16 protein-coding genes are annotated in these 19,054 nt (G+C 44.1%); 9 read left to right on the top strand and 7 right to left on the bottom strand.

All coding sequences use genetic code 11. From position 1 onward, the window contains the following. Positions 1-122 precede the first annotated feature (122 nt). The 4 genes from fadI to K6Y31_RS00160 all read left to right on the top strand — a co-directional run bounded on the left by fadI (position 123) and on the right by K6Y31_RS00160 (position 5,022). Positions 123-1,424 (top strand): acetyl-CoA C-acyltransferase FadI, encoded by a 1,302-nt coding sequence (gene fadI, locus K6Y31_RS00175; protein WP_233050860.1) that lies wholly within the window; start codon positions 123-125, stop codon positions 1,422-1,424. 1 nt (position 1,425) lies between these two features. Further along, entirely contained in the window at positions 1,426-3,531 is a 2,106-nt protein-coding gene (gene fadJ / locus K6Y31_RS00170; RefSeq protein ID WP_233050859.1) for a fatty acid oxidation complex subunit alpha FadJ, read from the top strand. Positions 3,532-3,653: 122 nt separating this feature from the next. Next, entirely contained in the window at positions 3,654-4,304 is a 651-nt protein-coding gene (locus K6Y31_RS00165) for a glycine-rich domain-containing protein (RefSeq protein ID WP_233050858.1), read from the top strand. 106 nt (positions 4,305-4,410) lie between these two features. Continuing rightward, positions 4,411-5,022, top strand: a complete 612-nt coding sequence (locus K6Y31_RS00160) for a GNAT family N-acetyltransferase (RefSeq protein WP_233050857.1) — start codon at positions 4,411-4,413, stop codon at positions 5,020-5,022. 244 nt (positions 5,023-5,266) lie between these two features. On the opposite strand, the gene K6Y31_RS00155 is transcribed toward K6Y31_RS00160, so the two are convergent. The 7 genes from K6Y31_RS00155 to K6Y31_RS00125 form a co-directional block, all read right to left on the bottom strand. After that, positions 5,267-5,719 carry a low molecular weight phosphatase family protein gene (locus K6Y31_RS00155; RefSeq protein WP_233050856.1) on the bottom strand — a complete coding sequence of 151 codons (453 nt, stop codon included), beginning with the start codon at positions 5,717-5,719 and terminating at the stop codon, positions 5,267-5,269. A gap of 66 nt (positions 5,720-5,785) precedes the next feature. After that, entirely contained in the window at positions 5,786-7,474 is a 1,689-nt protein-coding gene (locus K6Y31_RS00150; RefSeq protein ID WP_233050855.1) for a sensor domain-containing diguanylate cyclase, read from the bottom strand. Positions 7,475-7,697: 223 nt separating this feature from the next. Further along, a complete protein-coding gene (locus tag K6Y31_RS00145) occupies positions 7,698-8,258 on the bottom strand; it encodes a hypothetical protein (protein ID WP_233050854.1) in 561 nt (186 codons plus the stop codon). A gap of 66 nt (positions 8,259-8,324) precedes the next feature. Then, positions 8,325-9,059 carry an alpha/beta hydrolase gene (locus K6Y31_RS00140; RefSeq protein WP_233050852.1) on the bottom strand — a complete coding sequence of 245 codons (735 nt, stop codon included), beginning with the start codon at positions 9,057-9,059 and terminating at the stop codon, positions 8,325-8,327. Positions 9,060-9,111: 52 nt separating this feature from the next. Next, entirely contained in the window at positions 9,112-9,741 is a 630-nt protein-coding gene (locus tag K6Y31_RS00135; RefSeq protein WP_233050850.1) for an ATP-binding cassette domain-containing protein, read from the bottom strand. 58 nt (positions 9,742-9,799) lie between these two features. Continuing rightward, a complete protein-coding gene (locus K6Y31_RS00130; protein WP_233050849.1) occupies positions 9,800-11,494 on the bottom strand; it encodes an ABC transporter permease in 1,695 nt (564 codons plus the stop codon). A gap of 78 nt (positions 11,495-11,572) precedes the next feature. Next, complete coding sequence (locus tag K6Y31_RS00125; protein ID WP_233050848.1) at positions 11,573-13,243, bottom strand: ABC transporter substrate-binding protein; 1,671 nt, start codon at positions 13,241-13,243, stop codon at positions 11,573-11,575. Between the two features lie 616 nt (positions 13,244-13,859). On the opposite strand from K6Y31_RS00125, the gene cobU reads away from it, so the two are divergent. From cobU to K6Y31_RS00100, 5 genes are all read left to right on the top strand, one after another. Beyond that, the gene (gene cobU / locus K6Y31_RS00120; protein WP_233050847.1) at positions 13,860-14,393 is read left to right on the top strand and encodes a bifunctional adenosylcobinamide kinase/adenosylcobinamide-phosphate guanylyltransferase; all 534 of its coding nucleotides are present in this window, start codon (positions 13,860-13,862) and stop codon (positions 14,391-14,393) included. A 141-nt stretch (positions 14,394-14,534) separates the two neighbouring features. After that, the gene (cobO, locus tag K6Y31_RS00115) at positions 14,535-15,140 is read left to right on the top strand and encodes a cob(I)yrinic acid a,c-diamide adenosyltransferase (protein ID WP_232802893.1); all 606 of its coding nucleotides are present in this window, start codon (positions 14,535-14,537) and stop codon (positions 15,138-15,140) included. Then, positions 15,140-16,042, top strand: a complete 903-nt coding sequence (locus K6Y31_RS00110; protein ID WP_233050846.1) for a cobalamin-binding protein — start codon at positions 15,140-15,142, stop codon at positions 16,040-16,042. The genes cobO and K6Y31_RS00110 overlap by 1 nt, the downstream gene beginning before the upstream one ends. A gap of 80 nt (positions 16,043-16,122) precedes the next feature. Next, complete coding sequence (locus tag K6Y31_RS00105) at positions 16,123-16,782, top strand: response regulator transcription factor (protein ID WP_233050845.1); 660 nt, start codon at positions 16,123-16,125, stop codon at positions 16,780-16,782. A gap of 159 nt (positions 16,783-16,941) precedes the next feature. Beyond that, positions 16,942-19,017 carry a TonB-dependent siderophore receptor gene (locus K6Y31_RS00100; RefSeq protein ID WP_233050844.1) on the top strand — a complete coding sequence of 692 codons (2,076 nt, stop codon included), beginning with the start codon at positions 16,942-16,944 and terminating at the stop codon, positions 19,015-19,017. The last annotated feature ends 37 nt before the right edge of the window (positions 19,018-19,054 follow it).

Genomic DNA, 19,054 nt, shown 5'->3' with positions numbered 1-19,054 from the left:
TTAAATAAGTGTGCAAATCTTACCCTTAAGCAACAGATCTGAAAAGACCGACTATGATTAAATAGTTGAATTATAATAAACATTTACATTAATTTACGCTGCTAATAATTCAAGGTGCCCGTATGTCAGCTGTTTCACCATCGTCGACGTTACCACGTATCGCTATTGTTGCGGGGCTACGAACCCCCTTTGCTAAGCAAATGACGGCCTATACTGATATCCCTGCATTATCGCTGGGTAAGCTGGTGGTGTCTGAGTTGCTACAACGCACCGACCTGCCAGCTAGCGCCATTGAGCAAGTGGTATTCGGTCAAGTGGTGCAAATGCCTGCCGCGCCCAATATTGCCAGAGAAATTGTGCTAGGCACGGCCTTACCCGCGAGCACTGACGCCTATTCCGTGTCACGTGCGTGTGCGACTAGTTTTCAGGCGGTGGCCAATATTGCCGAGTCTATTCTAGCGGGCTCCATTGAGACAGGCATTGCTGGTGGCGCGGATTCTACCTCTGTGTTACCCATTGGTGTGTCGCAGCAGCTAGCAAAACAACTAGTGCGACTCAATAAGGCCAAGAATGTACGGCAGAAATTACAATTATTATCCCAGTTGAAATTGGCCGATTTAGTGCCCGTCGCGCCGGCTATCGCGGAATATTCCACCGGGCTATCGATGGGGCAAACGGCGGAGCAAATGGCTAAAAGCTGGCTTATTAGCCGAGCGGATCAAGATGCGTTTGCTCATCGCTCACATCGTCTTGCTAGTGACGCATGGCAACAAGGCTGGCTAAAAGAACATGTCATGCCAACGTGGACCCCGCCTTTTCGCGAGGCCATCTTGCAAGACAATAATATTCGCACCGATTCACATTTAGCAGATTACGCCGATCTCAAGCCAGCATTTGATAAAAAACACGGCTCAGTAACGGCGGCAAATTCCACGCCACTGACCGATGGTGCGGGTGCCATTATGTTAATGAGTGAAGCGAAAGCAAAGGCGCTAGGGATACCTGTACTGGGTTATATTCGCAGTTGGGCATTTGCTGCGATTGATGTCTGGCAAGACATGCTACTTGGTCCTGCTCACGCCACGCCTATCGCATTAAAAAAAGCCGGTTTAAGTTTGTCTGATATGGATTACATTGAAATGCATGAAGCCTTTGCTGCGCAGACTTTAGCCAATATAAAGATGTTTGAATCAGAGCAATTTGGCCGTTCCATCGGCCTTACTGGCGCTATCGGTACCATAGATATGGATAAGTTTAACCCGCTTGGTGGTTCAATTGCTTATGGTCATCCTTTTGCAGCTACGGGAATACGAATGATATTGCAAACCTTAAGTTATTTGCGTCGCCGTGGCGGCGGGTTAGGCTTATGTACCGCTTGCGCCGCAGGTGGCTTAGGCAGCGCGGTTATCTTGGAGGTGAATTAATATGGCAGATTTAACCTTGATCCGAGCCGAAGATAACATCGCGCAAATTTGTATTTCAATGGCAGATGCGAGAGTGAATACCTTACAAGAATCGGCCATCGAAAAAATGTCAGCGCTATTAGATGAACTTGAGCAAGACAGCAGCATCAAAGGGTTGGTTATCTACAGTGGCAAAAAAGATTGTTTTATTGCTGGTGCAGACATCAACATGTTAGATCAATGCCAAACCGCGCAACAAGCGCAGGCTTTGTCTGAAGCGGGCCAAAAGCTATTTAAGCGTTTAAGTAAATTACCGTTTCGCGTAGTGGCTGCCATTGACGGCAGCTGTTTAGGCGGCGGCTTAGAGTTAGCGTTAGCGTGTGATATGCGCATCGTGTCTGACAGCCCGAAAACCCGTTTAGGTTTACCCGAGGTGCAACTTGGCCTGTTGCCCGGCAGTGGCGGCACCCAGCGCTTAGTTGCACGAATTGGTTTGATGAAGTCTCTGGATTTGATCTTGACTGGTAAGCAGCTAAGAGCAAAGCAAGCATTGGCATTAGGGCTGGTAGATGAAGTATTGCCTAAAGACGTGTTACTCAATAGCGCTATGGAATACGCAGCATTAAGCAAAAAAGTGAAACGCTCGAGTCGCCAAAATGTTTCCGAAACGCTGCTTAATTCATTTATTGGCCGCGGTTTTTTACTTAAAAAAGCGCGGCAACAAGCCTTGGCTAAATCGAAAGGTCATTACCCCGCGATTGACGCAATTTTAGATGTACTCAGTGTGCGTAACATGAGTAAAAAAGCCTTCACTACTGAAGCTGAGCAGTTTGCGCAATTAGTGATGACAAAGCAGTCTCAAGCCTTGAGAGGTTTGTTTTTTGCTTCAACCCAACTAAAGAAAAAGCGCGAAGATGCCAATGATCAGGCCATCTCGCAAGTTTGGTTATTGGGCGGTGGCTTTATGGGCGGCGGTATTGCTTATAGCTGCGTTAATAACGCAAACGTAGCAGTGCGGATCAAAGATATTCATCAATCCGGTGTGGCGCATGCGATGGCTTACGGTGATGGCTTATTACAGCAAAAGCGCAGTAAACGGCATTTGTCACGGATTGAATATGACCAAATCATGGCGCGTTATTCAGGCACGTTAGATTATCAAGGCATGGGTAAAGCCGATTTGGTGATAGAGGCCGTGTTTGAAGACCTTAAGTTGAAACAACAAATGGTCGCAGACGTAGAGCATTATGGTCGAGAGGACACTATTTTTGCTAGTAACACGTCATCGATTCCTATCGCCGCCATTGCCAAGAATGCTAAGCGACCAGAAAACATCATAGGGCTACATTACTTTAGCCCGGCAGAAAAAATGCCTTTAGTTGAAGTGATCCCCCATGCGAATACCAGCGAAGCAACGATTAATCGCACGGTAAACTTTGCTTTACGCCAAGGTAAAACCCCCATAGTAGTGAAAGATTGCGCTGGTTTTTACGTTAACCGTATTCTTGCGCCTTATATCAACGAAGCTGCTCGCTTATTGTTAGCGGGAGAGCAAGTGGCCAAAATTGATCATGCGTTAACACAATTTGGTTTTCCGGTGGGACCGCTGCGTTTATTGGATGAAGTTGGCTTAGATGTAGCGGCAAAAATTGCGCCTATTTTAAGTCGTGAGTTAGGCAAGCGATTTACGCCACCCGATGTATTTAATCATTTACTGGGTGACCAGCGTTTAGGTAAAAAAGCCAGCAAAGGCTTTTATCGTTATGATCATGCTAAGTCTCTAAATCAAGCCGATGATAGGGTTTATGATGTGCTGGATATCCGTTTAAATGCCAATCTAACGGATGACGAGATGGCGTGGCGCTGTGTATTGCAAATGGTGCTCGAAGTGTGCCGCTGTTTAAATGAAGGCATCGTGCAAAGTGATCGCGATGCTGATGTTGGCGCGGTATTCGGTATTGGCTTTCCGCCCCATTTAGGTGGCCCTGTTAACATGATTAAACAACTGGGCGCAGCGGTAATATTAGATAAATTGGCCCTGTTTGCTAAGCTATATGGCGATCGTTTTATCCCTGAAGCTGATGTTGTTAATATGATTAAGGCTATATCAGCACCATCAGTGCCGTAGGATTGATTTAGTTAGCTGCGTGCTTATTGTTGGCTGATAACCCAATGAGCACTCAGTATTGCGTTGCTAGCCAGAGCAATATCTTTTATCATTTTACAAAAAATTGATAAAGGTTGTTTGTAGTGTTTGAAGTGATCATTGCAGCCATCATAGTGATAGCCATTATTGGCCTATTAAAGGTTTTCACTGGACAAAGAGTTCAGCGTCGAGAGGCGTACATTTTGTCCTTTCAGTTCCCCGTATCCATCAAGGCTAAAGTGCTGCAAGTTTACCCGCATTTAACGGAGTCAGAAATAGACTTAGTGATGCAAGGGCTACGGGATTACTTTCAAGTATGTAACTTAGCGGGTAACAAAATGGTGTCTATGCCTTCTCAGGTTGTAGATGTCGCTTGGCATGAGTTTATTTTGTTCACGCGTAATTATGCCTTGTTTTGTCAACAAGGGCTGGGCCGTTTTTTACATCACACGCCCGCCGAAGCCATGACCTCACCAACGATAGCCCAAGAGGGCATTAAACGAGCCTGGCGTTTTGCATGTAAAAAAGACCGCATTGACCCTAATGCAGCGTTTACCCTGCCGTTATTATTTGCCATTGATGCCAAATTACAAATTGCCGATGGTTTTACTTATCATTTAAACTGCCAAGTTGCTGGTGCCAGTGGCTATTGTGCTGGGCACATTGGTTGTGGCGGCGGGAGTGGTGATGGTTATGATAGTAGCGATTCATCTTGTGGCGGCTCAAGTTGCAGCAGCTGTGGCGGGGGAGATTAAGCTAAATCAATGAATTGTTATTTATAGCTAAAATGGTTTATTCATGCATTGTTATGAACTGAGTTTGTGGATATTCTCAAAATAAAAAACTAGTACTGGAAAAAACATGCCCACAAAAAAACTGCCGTTTGAGATCCGTCCTTATCAGCCAAGTGATTTGAGTGCCTTGTATGAAATTTGCTTATTAACAGCCGATGGCGGTAAAGACGCTTCCCATCTATTTGCAGATAAAAAGCTGGTAGGTCATTTCTACGCTGCCCCTTATGGGGTGTTTGAACCTGACGTTTGTTTCATCGTAACCCATAATGAAAAGCCCTGTGGCTTTGTCGTCGGTACGCGTTGTTCACAAAGATTTGCACAGCGTTGTGAAAATGAATGGTTTCCTCAACTGAGGGCACAATTTCCGCTACTTAACTCGGCTCCAGTCAGTTTGAACGACAAGTTAATATCTTATCTTCATCAAGGCTATCAACCGCGACCAGAATATCGTGACTATCCGGCCCATCTTCACATTAACTTACTGCCAGAAACTCAAGGACACGGTATTGGTCGTAAACTGATGGAAACCTTTATCGAGAATCTGAAACAGCTAAACGTGTCAGGTTTGCATCTTGAAGTGTCGGCATCGAATCAAACTGCGATCCGTTTTTATGAGAAAATGGGCTTTAGCCAAATCGCTCAGTTTGAGCATTCGTTTGGTTATGGTATCAAGTTTTGACTTATTGAGCTTGTTGTAAAAAATGCTGCCCTTCAAGACTCACCACTGGGCAGTTTAGTGCTTAGTAATACTATCCAAAAAAGCGCTCTCATTTCTTTTCCTTAAAAGCTTACTATCTTTTTGATACCAAAAGCTTAGTTATCAGTTTAAGTAATGCCAAAGCGGCTGCTTAAAAGTTAGATGAAGGTCGAAAAGATCTTGCTTTTAGTCGCGTCAGATGAATTTTTCCATAGGGGACAGTACGCTAAAACGCTTTATCTCCGGCGTTCAAGTTATGAAATAGCGAGTCAATTTGCTTCACTAATTTAACCACGGCCACATAAACAGGCTCTACATGTACATCGCCAACGTTCAGATAGTGTACCCTGTCAGCAAACGCGGCAAAGTTTTCGTTGAGCATGGGCAAATGCTCAGTACGATCAAGCGCAATAATATGATCATATTCGACGAAGTCTTGGGGTGATACGCTGATTGGTTTGCGGTTTTGGCTATGGCATGTAACTGCGATAGCCTTAAGTATCTCAACCACTTCGTGTGCAATATTGCCAACGTTGCCATTGCCTTCTAGTGACTGTGAAATACCACGCGAATCAGCGTGGTAGTCTAGATTAGCCTCCTGACAAAGATGGTTAAAATATTCTTCAGCCATGCGGCTACGATAATAGTTGCCAGTACATAGAAACAAAACTTTTTTCATTACTTCTCCAGTTAGGTAATAAATATAACGTTGCTAGTACCCAATCATAGCGTTTTACTTACTGAGTTATATCGTTTTTTTACTGCGTTTTTGTTGGTACATGCGCTGGTCTGCTAGGGCTAAGCATTGTGATTGGTTCGCACTTTCCAAAGAGCTTGCAATACCGTAACTGATACCGCTAGTGGGCCACTTTTCGTGTAAGCGTACTTGGCAGTCTGTGATCATCTGCTTAATGTTTTGTATCGTTGGTGTAAATTGATTGGCAGATTTTAGGCTAAATAAGCAGATAAACTCATCGCCGCCGGTGCGAAAAATGTCGCCTTCTCCCCTAAACGCCTCATTCATGAGTTGGGTACCAAATTGTAATAGCTCGTCACCTTTACCATGGCCCTGTTTGTCATTAATGGTTTTTACACCATCATAATCAATAAAACAGACAAGATAATGCTTGGGCAATTTTGCTAATGCTTCATTCAATGCGTGTCGATTACCCGCATGAGTAAGAGGGTCGATACGAGCTTGGCTGTAAGCGCGGCTGTAATCTTGTTTTTTATGCTGTAACCAAGTGGCTAATGACAGCAAAATACAAATACAATCGGCAGCGAGGGCTACTAATACCACCAGCTCGGCTTGACTTGCTGCTGGCAATAATGGGCTATGAGAAAGCATATAGTAGATTAAAGATGCGCCATACAAAATGTTACCAATGAGGTAATACTTTGCTCTGAAATCATTAAATATCATCATTTTAAAGCCGGTTAAAATGGCTAATGGTACCCAAAGCACAGCAATGATATGGGCGATGGCAAATGATATTGAGAAAGGAACAAAAGGAGTCACCACGCCAAAAAATATACAAGCCAGTGCCACATAATTAAATAATTTTGCCCATGACTTTCGGTGATAATTCATATTAAACAGAAGTTTAGTGAATTGACAGGCTGCCGCTATGGCAAATGGAAATAAAATCATACCAAGGTAAGTAGTATTAATAACCTGAATATTAAACAGATCATCAATCAAGCCAGAGGCGGCCGCCCAACCTAAACCATGTAAACCAATATAGCCGGAGCAGGCAAGGGTAACGGTTAAACGTGTTTTTATGTATAAGGCCAGTGCGATAATGGCTAACGCTAGCATGGTAGCAATAGAAAAAATCGTCAGTGCGTTAGTCATAAACATTTGCTGGAAAAAGTGCTGGCTGCTAATGATCTTGAGTGTAAGCGGCTTAGCATAATGGTCAGCTTTGATATAAAGCCAAAGTTCACCACTTTCATTGGGGTTTAATGTGAGTTCAAATGCTTGGGCGTGCATTAATTTTGGATTGTTGGTGTCATGGTGCTGGGAAAAATCCACTTGGTGCAGTGATGTTGTTTGATTGGACTGCCAAAAGCCGAGCCCTATATCAACAAAATTGGCATTAATACGAAAAAAGCGGCTACTGGCGCGGTCCTCGCTGTTTGTCAATGTCAGGCGCGCTAGATAAGCGCCGGACTGATTTGTTAAGGAAGCGTTTAACGCATTTGCATGTGCGAATAATTGGCTTAAATCAGTTAATGACACAGGTACTGCATGGTTTTTTAGATCTATCGCTCGCCAAAGTTCAACATCGTCAATAACCACCGTTTCGTTGCCAACAAGTGTGGCGGAGGGGGAGGCAAAGCCAGTGACCGGAATGCAAATGACGAACAATAACACAAGGCTGTATAACGTGATCCGAGCAGCGGTCAAAATTGAGCATGGTAAAAATGCCATTTCATCAAATATTTCAATTAAGTATGAATAAATCCTAGCACAGGCCTAAGACATTCACCTTGCGAGCCAAGCGCGATTAATGCGGCACTCAGCACATCTCGGTAATTGTTTATGATTAATTATGATAAAACCGCTGTTACGTTGAGAAAAACCAAGTGTTTTATTAGATAGTTTGCTTGGATGTAAATTCACTAACGGCAATCACCTTGAACATGGCTATTTTTTAATGGCGCTGCGGACGCTTGAAAGCACTAAATTTTGGCATGATGACATCACCGCGTTCGTTGGCATCAAAAAAACGATAAGACTCGTCAGTATATTCTAAGGCGATTAAGGTATTTTTATCACCTAGTTGGTTGATTGTGGTGATGTGGAATAGCTTAGTTATTTGGTTAATGTCAGCATCAACCAAGGACGCTAACTCTGCCATCGATTGTTGTTTTAGCGCTGTTATTGGTAGAGAAGAGACGGATATTTGCGTGAAGTAGGCCAGTTCAGCTTCATTCCCTTGCATTAATACTGCTGATAAACGCGCTGTCCCGATGGCGGGTATACCACCTGGTAATCCATGGGTATAAGGCATACTTTGTGTCCAAGTCCACTGTTCATTGGCGACAATAGATTGGCCAAACAAGCCACATTCAATGCGGGCAATGCTGTTTAGAGGTGCTGGCAGCACTAACATGCGCTCTTTTGTATCACTCGTGCAGTTTACCTTCTCATCCACTGCCATTGCAGCTGCGGTAACAAATAACAGCATCAAGCAATAAATTTGAGTTTTCAAGTTGACCTCGATTGAACCTAATGTGGATTGATTTTTAGGCGGTTTTGTAATGGTGATTGTCAGGAATTAGTTTGGACAAGACTGACTCTGTAAAAATAGCTTAACAACACTGTTGATACGACTCTTTAACCATTGTGGTCCTTGATCTGACATATCATTATGTTTTGCTTTCGGGATAGTGATGACGCAGCTGCCATCGCGACTCATCTCCCGCTCAGAAGGCAGCACCCCTTTATCAGCAGGAAAATCACTAGCACGAATTGAAAGCACTTTAATTGAAGCTGAGCGTGGTAAAGGTACGCGTCGATGATCTAAAGTTATGATTGACTTAATATAAGGTTTTCCCTCATTACCGAGCCAAGCTGAAATATCTCCGCCATTAGAATGACCGATTAATAGCAAGTTATTAAAATCATAATGAGAAAAGCGCGGTTGCAGCTCGTTTCTGAGAAAGTTAAGGGTAGTTGCGCCACGGTGCCAATTTTCACTTCTGGTTGCAAAAAGATCCCCTGTGACCGATAGCGCAGGGTCGCCCGCGAGCTCATGGCCAATTGCGATAACCAAATAACCGAGTTCAATGAGTTGCTTGGTTAAAAATTGGTAATGAGTATGAGGTACACCATAGCCGGCACTGAGAAATGCAACGGAACACGGTTGTTGAGGCTGACAACTCGCTTTCTGAACAGGATATGATACCTCGATTGGAATAGACCGACTTCTAGACTGATCATAAATGATTTCAGCTTGCGCCGAACTAAGGCAACAATACATTAAGGCAATCAGGCCAAGTCTGCTTATCATTAGTTTTTCCTAAGGCTAAATTTCTTTATATTTTAAGTGGTTGCAGGGCGTCCTATGGTATACATAACTCAACTACCTGACAATCCTCAGCATCACTTAAATCATGGCTGACCAAGATCGCAGGGATTTGTGCGGCTTGAATATGGCTGAGTACAAATTGACGAAAACTCTGCCGTAAGGGTTTATCTAACTTTGCAAACGGCTCGTCCAATAGCAATAACTTGGGCTCAGCCAGTAAGGTGCGTAGCAAGCTGATACGTGAACGTTGACCACCGGATAAAGTCGCGACATCACGGGTATTAAAACCTGCCATGTCAGCTGCAGCTAAAGCTTGGTTTATTTTATCTCGACGTTGATCAGCGCAGAGTCCTTGGGGCAGGGCAAAGGCTAAGTTTTGCGCTACATTCAAGTGAGGAAACAGTAAGTCTTCTTGAAACATCATGCCCACTTTACGGTTTGCTAAGTTTTGCCCAATCAGTGAGTTATTGTTTAAGCGTAAGTCGCCATGGCATCTAAAAATAGGCTCAATGGTGCCAGCGATGGCGCTTAGTAAGGTCGATTTGCCTGAGCCACTTGGCCCCATAATACACACTTGCTCTCCCCCCTGTGCATTAAAGTTAAGGGGCGCAAACAAGACTTTGCCTTCAAGTGTGATTGAAAATTGTTCACAGCAAAAACGCATATTGTTTAATCCTTTATGACTGCTGGGGTCGTTGTTTATCACAATTGAAGCCAGCTGTTTAAATTCGCATGCCTTTGCGATGGCGGAAAATTATCCTCGGCAAAGCGAGGGCCGCAACAAACATTAGCAAGGGTAAACCTTGTAACAGCAGTGCATATACAGCGATTAAGCGCCTGTCAGCACCTGCGACCAATGCGACTAGCTCGGTGGCAAGGGTAGGGAAGCGTCCGCCGCCAATAAATAAAGTTGGCAGGTATAATGTCATGCTGACGGTAAAGCCTAAAGCGAGACTACTGAATAAAGCAGGGAGCAACATCATTAATTTTATTTGGAAAAAGCTGCGCCATGGGCTGCCACTCAATAGCATGGCTTGGTGCCAATACCGTGAGTCGAAGCGGCGGTAATAAGGTGCTAATGACAAAAAACAATAAGGCAATACAAACATCAAATGGCCCCACAGTAACGGCAAATATTGCCCATCAAGGCCGGTGAAAACTAAACTGACCTGAATACCAAATAGATAAGCAATATCAGGAATAAGCAAAGGCAAATAAAACAACGCCACATAACGCAGCGGATTAGCGCGGTGTTTGGCAATTTGTGCCTGACGTGTTTCTAATTCTAAAATAACCACCGAGAGCAGTAATGCAATAGCCGCACTGAGCAGAGCCAAACTTAAGCTATTGATCAAGGTAGGGCTAAATTGGTCTAAGGTCTGTTGCCAGTATCTCAAGCGCCATTGACTAGGGAGCGGGTCGGGAAAGCGCCATTGCTTGGTGATAGACCAAATAGCTAAGACAAATAAGCTACTGATAATTAAAATTAAATAGCTAACTGCTACGGCAGTGCCTAATTTATTGATATGGCTTAATAGGCCGCGGCGTTGACCATTAACTAACCAACCTTGCAGCCAAGGCCAAGCGATACGAGGCAGTACAAATAACACGGCGATTGAGGCTAAATTGAGGCCTAACAACCAAATGGCGCCTGCAGCGCCTTGCAGGCGCAGAGCAATATCAGCGTCATTAAACCAAGAGTAAACCAATACAGATAACGTTGGCGGAGTTGATGGGCCTAAGATCACGCTCACATCCACTGCGCTTAACGACCATGCCAGCACCGCACAGATGGGTAAACGCAGTGGCGGTAATAGTTGCGGTAGCACCAATTTTAACCAAGCTATGCTGCTGTGATAGCCCATACTTTGTGCCAACGTAATAGTTTGCTTAATCGGCACACTCTTGGCTGCCGACAGTAACATTAACAGCAGAAATGGGGTTTCTTTTAATACCATTAACAAGATCAGTGATACACCCCAAGGATCTTGTGTGGTTTGCCAATTTGGCGGGTAGTCAAAGCCGGTTAAAGCCGGAGACGTTAATCGTAATAGCCAACCGGAAGGCGCAATAACAAAACTTAAGCCAACGGCCAATGCGGCGTGGGGGGTTGCCAGCACTGGGCTTAAAGCGGCATTGATCCAACGCCAGCTGGGCCGCAAATAAAAGCAGGCAAATAAAAACAAAGCTAAACACAGCGAAATAAATGTACTGATCCAGCCGACTCGCAAAGTTAACCACGTCGCGCTAAAAGTAGTTGGATGATTAAACAGTGTTGAAAAAGCCGTGGTTGATAACTCGTTATGACCTAAGCTGGGGAGATAATTAAGTGCGGGTAATAGTGTACCGAAAAGCCCGATAGCCAGTGGCAACAAGAATAGGGCGATGAAACAAAAGGCCAGCAGCCAAAAAGACAAGCGGGAAAGAATGATCGCTATCCTTGGTCTTTAGAAGGTGAAACTAATGCGCCTGCATAAAGCAGGCGCTATGTCGGCTTATTGCGTTTTTACTGGCTCAATATCAAGCACATGAAGTAAACGCTCTGGCGTATCGGGCCAAACTACAGGAATTGCTTTGGGATTGTTAGCACTAAACCATCCTTTAAAGCTGACATCATCATATTGGAAGTTAAAGTTTGAACTAAACACTGGCATGGTAATTTGACGCTCACCGATGTAGTTCTCAATACGATGCATAATGTTTAGTTTTTCTTGCTCATCGGCAGTTTGGTTGAATGAATCAATCAACTTATCGAGATCTTTATCTATATAGTGATGGCCACCGAAACGCGCTTTATCCATTTGTTCAGAATGAAAAGCGGTGTAGTAATAACGATGTGGGTTAGCGCCGGCAAAATAGTTGGTAAAAGCGGCATCAAAATCGGCGCTTTTCACTAATTCATTTAACACACCAAATTCAGGTGTGCTGATCTTCGCGTTAATACCTATTTTGTTTAATCCTTCAATGCCAATTTCTACTGTTTGAATATGATCCGACCAACCTTTAGGTACTAAAATTTCAAACTCAATTTTGCTGCCATCGGGGTTTTCAACAAAGCCATCACCATCAATATCGCGATACCCTGCAGTTGATAGTAAGATTTGTGCACCAGCAATATCAAATTTGTTGAACTTACCATACTTACTTTTAACTTGTGGGTCAGCCCAGGCCTTAAATTGATCGCCTAAACCGGATGGATATTCATTGACTGACCAATAACCCGCCCCAGCCACATTGACAATTTTTTCTCTATCCATGGCCATTGAGAAGGCGCGGCGAAATTGAATGTCGTTAAAGGCTTTGCGGTTGTTCTCATTTGGGGTTTTAAAGTTCACCATAAATGAGGCCGAGCCCGCTGCGGGGAACCAGTATTTAGTACTGGCGTTTTTACTAAGAAGCACTTCTTCAATGTTTGGTATAAATGAAGAAGTCCAATCTAAACGGCCTTTAATGGCCGCCGCCAATAATTGTTTGTTGTTTTGAATAATCGGGCTTTTTAAGCAATCAATGGCAAGGTTGTCATTGTCATAGTAATAAGGATTTCGACACTGGGTATAAACCTGCCAAGAGAACACTTCTATGTTGGTAAATGGCCCTGTACCCACCGGGTTTTCATTTTTGAAGGTGGTTAAGTCGCCAGCTTTACTGAAAATATGTCTCGGTACGATAGGGGCTCGAACAATTTGGGTATCGATGCCGGTATTTACCTGGGTCAGCTTCACTTCTACTCTATAGTCTGAAAGTTTATGTACGCTGAGAATATGACTGGATAAACCTTGTACGTCTGTTTTGCCGCCTTTGGCTGCTAGGTTGAGAGAATAAACGACATCGTCTGCGGTAAACGGTGTGCCATCAGACCATTTCACGTCTTCGCGAAGATCAAAATATAACGACATTAAATCATCTGAAAAATAGTGCTTTTTGGCCAAACGATAATGGGGAGTGCCGCCTTTCATTTCGTTAAATACTACCAGCGGCTCGTAAATGAATTGCATGGTCGTTGGTAAGCGGTCGGTCGCGGCAAAAGGGTTAAAGTTGCGTTGCCAAAGAGGACGAAACTCAGACACTATGGTCAGGGAGACTTGGTCAGCCGCATTGACTGATGGTGCAGTTAGAGAAAAACCTAACAAAAGTGCGGTGGATAGTTTAGTTATCTTCGCGAGCATTCGAATTCCTTTTTACCCTTAATCGGTGATACAACAAAATTCTCTGATAAGGAGAAGTAATCGGTTTTGAACATTAAGCCTGTTAGAGGCAAATTATCTTTCGTGTAGCCAAGCCAAAGGACCTTGTTAGGTAAAAATGCCTAACGTTTAGCTGCAAAAAACACAAAAGGTCATCACGCCCTAGCATCAGCTTAAACCTTATAAAGCACACAATTACATAATACTAGCCTAATCTTTTGGCTTTTTCTGCCACTGAGATCAATCTCACTTGACTCGGCGATTTTCGTTACTGAGTCGGTAATACAATGTTATTGCCACGTTATATGCTTGATGATTGATCTAAACTCGATAGCACCGCGTACTTGCTGGCGAATGGTTAGACCCACACAATGGAATAAGTAACAGATTACTGGTTTGATCAATAAATGCAAAACAACCCAAGAAATTTGCTTTGTAGGTCTAATTTTAGTTCAGAATTCGTGACTTGCGTGGCTACTTAAGTATGAAAAATAGACTAATCCGCTGTTTTCTATGACCGCCGTAAAACGGTCCGCATTGTAATCTGAGATAAAATCAGTATCGTAGCGCGGATTTATGTTCAGTTTGGAAGCAAACGATGATCCGATTCATTCTAGGCGGTGCTCGCAGTGGTAAAAGCAGCTATGGCGAACAGCTGGCATTACAATCTTCATATACTGTATCGGTGGTGGCAACGGCGCAAATTTGGGACAATGAAATGCGCGAACGGATTGCTAGGCATCAACAAACCCGCCCAGCCAATTGGCAAACACTTGAAGTGCCTCATGATCTTGGCGATGCAATTATCAAGCACAGCCAAGCGGACACTTGCTTATTAGTCGATTGTTTAACGCTGTGGGTGACTAACGAGCTATTGCGTTATGACATAGACAAAGCAAACACCCAGTTAACCGCCCACTGGCAGCAACAAAAACAACAGTTTTTGTTAGCGTTAAAGCAAGCGCCGGGTGACATCATTCTGGTCAGCAATGAAGTGGGCACAGGCATCGTACCTATGGGGGCAATCAACCGACGATTTGTTGATGAAACAGGTTGGCTACATCAAGCCATTGCAGAGATTGCAGACGAGGTTTATTGGGTGGTAGCCGGCTTGCCGCAGCGAATTAAATAACCCAAGTTTTGGATAAGCAGAATAGTCTATTTCTACTCTTGTAATTAGCTTAAGCAAAACTGAGATTAAATAAATTTAAATCACATACATTAGTGCAACAGCACAATTATCCCTACAAATAAAATAAATGAAGGAAGTAACATGTCGACTCAAGATGAAAAAGCACAACGCCATAAAGAGCGCCAACAACGTATAAAAGAAAAAGTAGACGCACGTATTGCTAACGCCACCGATGAAAAAGGGGTGTTAATGGTGATCACCGGTAACGGTAAGGGCAAGTCTACTGCAGGTTTCGGTACTGTCACTCGCGCGGTGGGTCATGGTTTAAAGGCGGCGGTTGTGCAGTTTATTAAAGGCACATGGGCTTGTGGTGAGCGCGATCTATTAGCGCAGCATGGCGTTGAATTTTTTGTCATGGGCACTGGTTTTACTTGGGAAACACAAGACAAAGAAAAAGACACGGCAGCGGCGCAACAAGCATGGGCTGAAGCCGAAAAATTACTTCAAGATGAAAGCTTAGATTTCGTGTTACTTGATGAATTAACCTACATGGTTACCTATAAATACATTGAACTAGAGCAAGTGATCCAAGCACTGCAAAATCGTCCTGCGCACCAGCATGTCGTGGTCACGGGCCGCGCTTGTCATCGTGGTATTATCGACATTGCCGACACGGTCAGTGAAGTACAAAGTATCAAACACGCTTTTGAAGCGGGTATTAAGGCGCAGAAAGGCTTTGACTATTAATGATTAAAAGCTTTATTTCTCTCGTTAAGGCTAGCGCCTTAGCGGGGGTAGGGTTAATGCTAGTTACTGCTCATGTCGCAGCCGAGTCGCAGCAAGTTATTAAACAACCTATTAAACAACCTGTTAAACGTATCATCACTCTATCGCCTCATTCAGCCGAAATGCTCTTTGCAATTGGTCAAGGCGATAAAATTGTCGGTACGACTCGATTCACTGATTATCCCGAAGCGGCCAAAAGCATTCCCGTCGTGGGCGGCTATAATGGCTTAAATATTGAACAAATCATTCAACTTGAGCCAGATGTGATCATCAGTTGGGGCAGCGGTAATTCCGCGCGTGAACTCAACCAGCTAAGCAGTTTAGGATTAACACTGGTAGACAGTGATACCAAGACACTAGCAGGCATTGCCGATACCATTATCATGCTAGGTGAATTAACCGGCGCACAAGAAAAAGCCAAGCAAGTTGCGAACGATTACCTTAAACAGTTGCAACTAGCACAGGCAAAATATAGCGATGCGCCGAAAGTGACGGTGTTTTATCAGCTATGGCCTAATCCGCTGCGCACCGTAGCAAAAGGCAGCTGGGTGCAGCAATATATTGAAGTGTGTGGCGGTGAAAACCCTTTTTATGATAATCCTGCTCAATACCCAGTGATCAGCACCGAAAGTGTATTATCGGTTGCGCCACAAGCCATTATTATGACCGATGAAGTGGGGCAAAAACAGACCATCAATTGGCAGCAATGGTACGCTATTCCTGCCGTTGCCAATGATGCTATTTTTACCTTGAATGCCGATTGGTTGCACCGCGCGACGCCGCGATCAATCTTAGGCGTTAACGCCCTGTGTGATGCATTAGACCAAGTAAGGCAGCAAAAACTCAAACCTAAATCAAGTTAGCCCTGAGCACCAGCCTTGGGCTAGCACTCAAGGCTAAACTTAAATACAATAAGAACAATTATCATTACAGATTTTTTTGAATGTCTCGTATTATTATTGTTGATACCGATCGCACCGCTAGCGCACCCAACCAACAGCAGTTATTTCAAGCTGGCTATGAATGCCAAGTGTTAACTTGCCCAGAAAAAGCACTTAATTTTCTTAGTACTGAACTGATTGATCTGGTGATCAGTGAAGTTAATTTACCTGCCGTGCAAGGGCGCGCGTTTATTCAGCGAGCCAGTCAACGCTTTGCGATGCCTATTATCGCCTGGTCTGATTTTGTCCATTCCGAGCAACGCACCCAAACCTATCGCCTTGGTGCAGATTTATGCTTAACCAAATCGAGCAACAGTAACGAGCTATTGGCCAGTGTCTATGCCATGTTACGTCGCGTGAGTATTGAGCAGCAGCGTAAACACCTGGTTTCAGCCGACATGCAATTTAACCAACGTTTGAAACGCCTTCCGTTGACCACAACCGAAATGGACTTGTTGAACTACTTGTTACAACGAAGTGGTGATGCCGTATCAAAAATAGAGCTGCAGCAAAGGGTATTGCAGCGTGAATATAGCCCGTTTGATCGAAACCTTGATGTGCATATTAGTAATATCAGAAAAAAAATGATCAAAACGGGGCTCAATATGCTGTTGATCAAAACAGTCCGCGGAGTCGGTTATCGATTTGAGCTGCCAAAATAGACAAATGCAAAGATTGTAAATTTAATGCAAATGAAAATAGTTATCAGTTATATTCCACACCCTTAAAGCGTTAGTCACCTAGGTGGCTCCTAAATTAGTTACTTGCTGACGAAGAATTTCAGGGCAAGTAGCATAAGTTGTTTTCGGAGATAACGGAATATGTTTGCAAAAAGCCCGCTCAGTTTGATTATTGCGGCCATCTTAACCCCTTCTTTTGTTTTGGCTCAAACAGCGAGTAACGGTGATGAGGCCATGGTCGTGGTTGGTCAACACTCAAGTTATAAAGTGGATACTAATTCAACGTCAATGCGTATGGAAACCACGCAGTTAGAAACGCCAGGACAAGTGAATGTAATTGATGAGCAAATTATCGATGAACAACGGGCGAGTACGTTGGGTGATGTGTTGGAAAATGACGCCAGTATCTCTGCGGGTGGTGATAGCCGTAACCGTGAGCGATTTTCCTTGCGTGGTTTTGAATTAAGCAGCAGTAGCAGCTTTTTACGTGATGGTAAGCAGCATTGGTCACACTATCGTCAGCCTATTGAATTACTTGAGCGTGTAGAAGTGCTAAAAGGGCCCGCTGGCTTATTGTATGGTAAGTCGGCTCCGGGCGGCTTAGTTAACATGGTGTCAAAAAAGCCAACCCATGACACCTTGGTTAATTTTTCTCAAGACGTGGGGGCAAATAATGCTTTTCGCAGTGTGCTCGATGTCAGCGGCTCGTTAAACCAAGCGCAAACTTTGCGTGGCCGCACTGTGCTCGCTAAGCAAAGTTATGATAACTGGCGTCGCTATACCGATGGTAGCACCCCTTCAACAGAGCGTTTTGTTGGTGGGCTATTTTTGGACTATGACTTAAGCGATAAAGTACTGCTGTCGATGCATTACGATCGCACCAATGATCATGGCAGTGTCGATTCTGGCGCCTACATTCAAGATGGCAAAGCCGTATTGGGCAACAAGCATATCTGGGATGCGCAGTGGTCTAAAATTGAAAACGATGTTGAAAACATTGGTTTTGACATCAATGCTGCGTTATCAGAAAACTGGAACCTCAGCGTGGCATATAACCATCAGGATTTTGAGCGTCGCGACGTTGAAAGTTTCTCAGACGCAAAGTCTTACGATCCGGCAACCGGGCAATTTAAATATCGTGGTTACGATCGCTGGGACAACTGGCGCTTTGACACGGCATACGTTGATTTAACGGGTCACGTGACAGCCATGGGCATGGATCATCAGCTTTTAGTTGGCGCAAACTGGTTAAAGTATTACTACGCCAGACAAATGCAACAAATCAAAGGGTTAACGGGTACGGTGGGTCAGCCTCTGCCTAAACCCGCTGGTTTGAATTACCAAAATGGCAAAAAATCCGATCCGACTAAAACCGACTCATACGGTATTTATTTACAAGACTTAGTGACTATCAACCAATACTGGCAGGTGTTAGCGGGCGTGCGCTTCGATCGCGAAGAAACTAAAACCGACTCGTTTAGTAACATTTTGCCAAAAGCGGCGGTGATTTTGCACCCACAAGTGAATAGCTCAATCTACTTCACTTATTCGGAAAGTTTTGAGCCGAAAAGCCCGATTGACAACCCGCGTGATGTTAACAATGGCATGGAGCTTGACCCCATAAAAGGCAAGTTACTTGAGTTGGGGACCAAATGGGAGCTACTTGATAACCGTTTGTACCTTTCTGGCGCCTTGTTTGATATTAGCCAAGAGAACATTTTAATCAGCCAAGATGCGCCAAATGGCCAAATCGAAACCACGCAAGCAGGTGAACAAGTGCATCGCGGTATGGAGCTTGCAGCCACGGGTTATATCAGCAATGCACTGTCATTAAGCGCCTCAATGATGGCATTAGATGCTGAAATTAAAGATAAATTTGATGCCAGCATTAATGGTAACCGTCCTGCAGATGTATCGGAACTATCAGGTAGCTTGTGGGCTCGTTATTCGTTTGAGCAAGGAACAGATGTAAACCTTGGCGCTATTTATCAAGGCGCGCGATACGGCGATGAACAAAACACCTATAAGAAAGACGCTTACACCCGTTTTGACTTAGGCGTGTCTCATACCCTTAATTACGATGAAAACCTAGACGTGATTATGCGCGTTAATGTTGAGAACTTGCTAGACACAGACTACCTGAAAGGTGGCGGTCAATCTGGTACGGCAGTCGGCGAAGGGCGTAACCTTAATGCATCTGTGATGATCCGCTACTAAGGCATACAACAATAGCAGGCAAGGCTCGCCTTTGCCT

Origin of the sequence: Motilimonas cestriensis (genome assembly GCF_021295315.1) — a bacterium.
Classification (GTDB): domain Bacteria; phylum Pseudomonadota; class Gammaproteobacteria; order Enterobacterales; family CBDFNC01; genus Motilimonas; species Motilimonas cestriensis.
The sequence above is the reverse complement of the archived record's forward strand: the minus strand, read 5'-3'. Positions and strand labels throughout refer to the sequence as shown.

Excerpts from the sequence above, each read along its gene's own strand:
- fadI (WP_233050860.1), top strand. The coding sequence starts at position 123 with ATGTCAGCTGTTTCACCATCGTCGACGTTACCACGTATCGCTATTGTT.
- K6Y31_RS00105 (WP_233050845.1), top strand. The coding sequence starts at position 16,123 with ATGTCTCGTATTATTATTGTTGATACCGATCGCACCGCTAGCGCACCC.
- K6Y31_RS00110 (WP_233050846.1), top strand. The coding sequence starts at position 15,140 with ATGATTAAAAGCTTTATTTCTCTCGTTAAGGCTAGCGCCTTAGCGGGG.
- K6Y31_RS00125 (WP_233050848.1), bottom strand. The coding sequence starts at position 13,243 with ATGCTCGCGAAGATAACTAAACTATCCACCGCACTTTTGTTAGGTTTT.
- K6Y31_RS00155 (WP_233050856.1), bottom strand. The coding sequence starts at position 5,719 with ATGAAAAAAGTTTTGTTTCTATGTACTGGCAACTATTATCGTAGCCGC.
- cobO (WP_232802893.1), top strand. The coding sequence starts at position 14,535 with ATGTCGACTCAAGATGAAAAAGCACAACGCCATAAAGAGCGCCAACAA.
- cobU (WP_233050847.1), top strand. The coding sequence starts at position 13,860 with ATGATCCGATTCATTCTAGGCGGTGCTCGCAGTGGTAAAAGCAGCTAT.
- K6Y31_RS00140 (WP_233050852.1), bottom strand. The coding sequence starts at position 9,059 with ATGATAAGCAGACTTGGCCTGATTGCCTTAATGTATTGTTGCCTTAGT.
- K6Y31_RS00150 (WP_233050855.1), bottom strand. The coding sequence starts at position 7,474 with ATGGCATTTTTACCATGCTCAATTTTGACCGCTGCTCGGATCACGTTA.
- K6Y31_RS00160 (WP_233050857.1), top strand. The coding sequence starts at position 4,411 with ATGCCCACAAAAAAACTGCCGTTTGAGATCCGTCCTTATCAGCCAAGT.
- K6Y31_RS00100 (WP_233050844.1), top strand. The coding sequence starts at position 16,942 with ATGTTTGCAAAAAGCCCGCTCAGTTTGATTATTGCGGCCATCTTAACC.
- fadJ (WP_233050859.1), top strand. The coding sequence starts at position 1,426 with ATGGCAGATTTAACCTTGATCCGAGCCGAAGATAACATCGCGCAAATT.
- K6Y31_RS00135 (WP_233050850.1), bottom strand. The coding sequence starts at position 9,741 with ATGCGTTTTTGCTGTGAACAATTTTCAATCACACTTGAAGGCAAAGTC.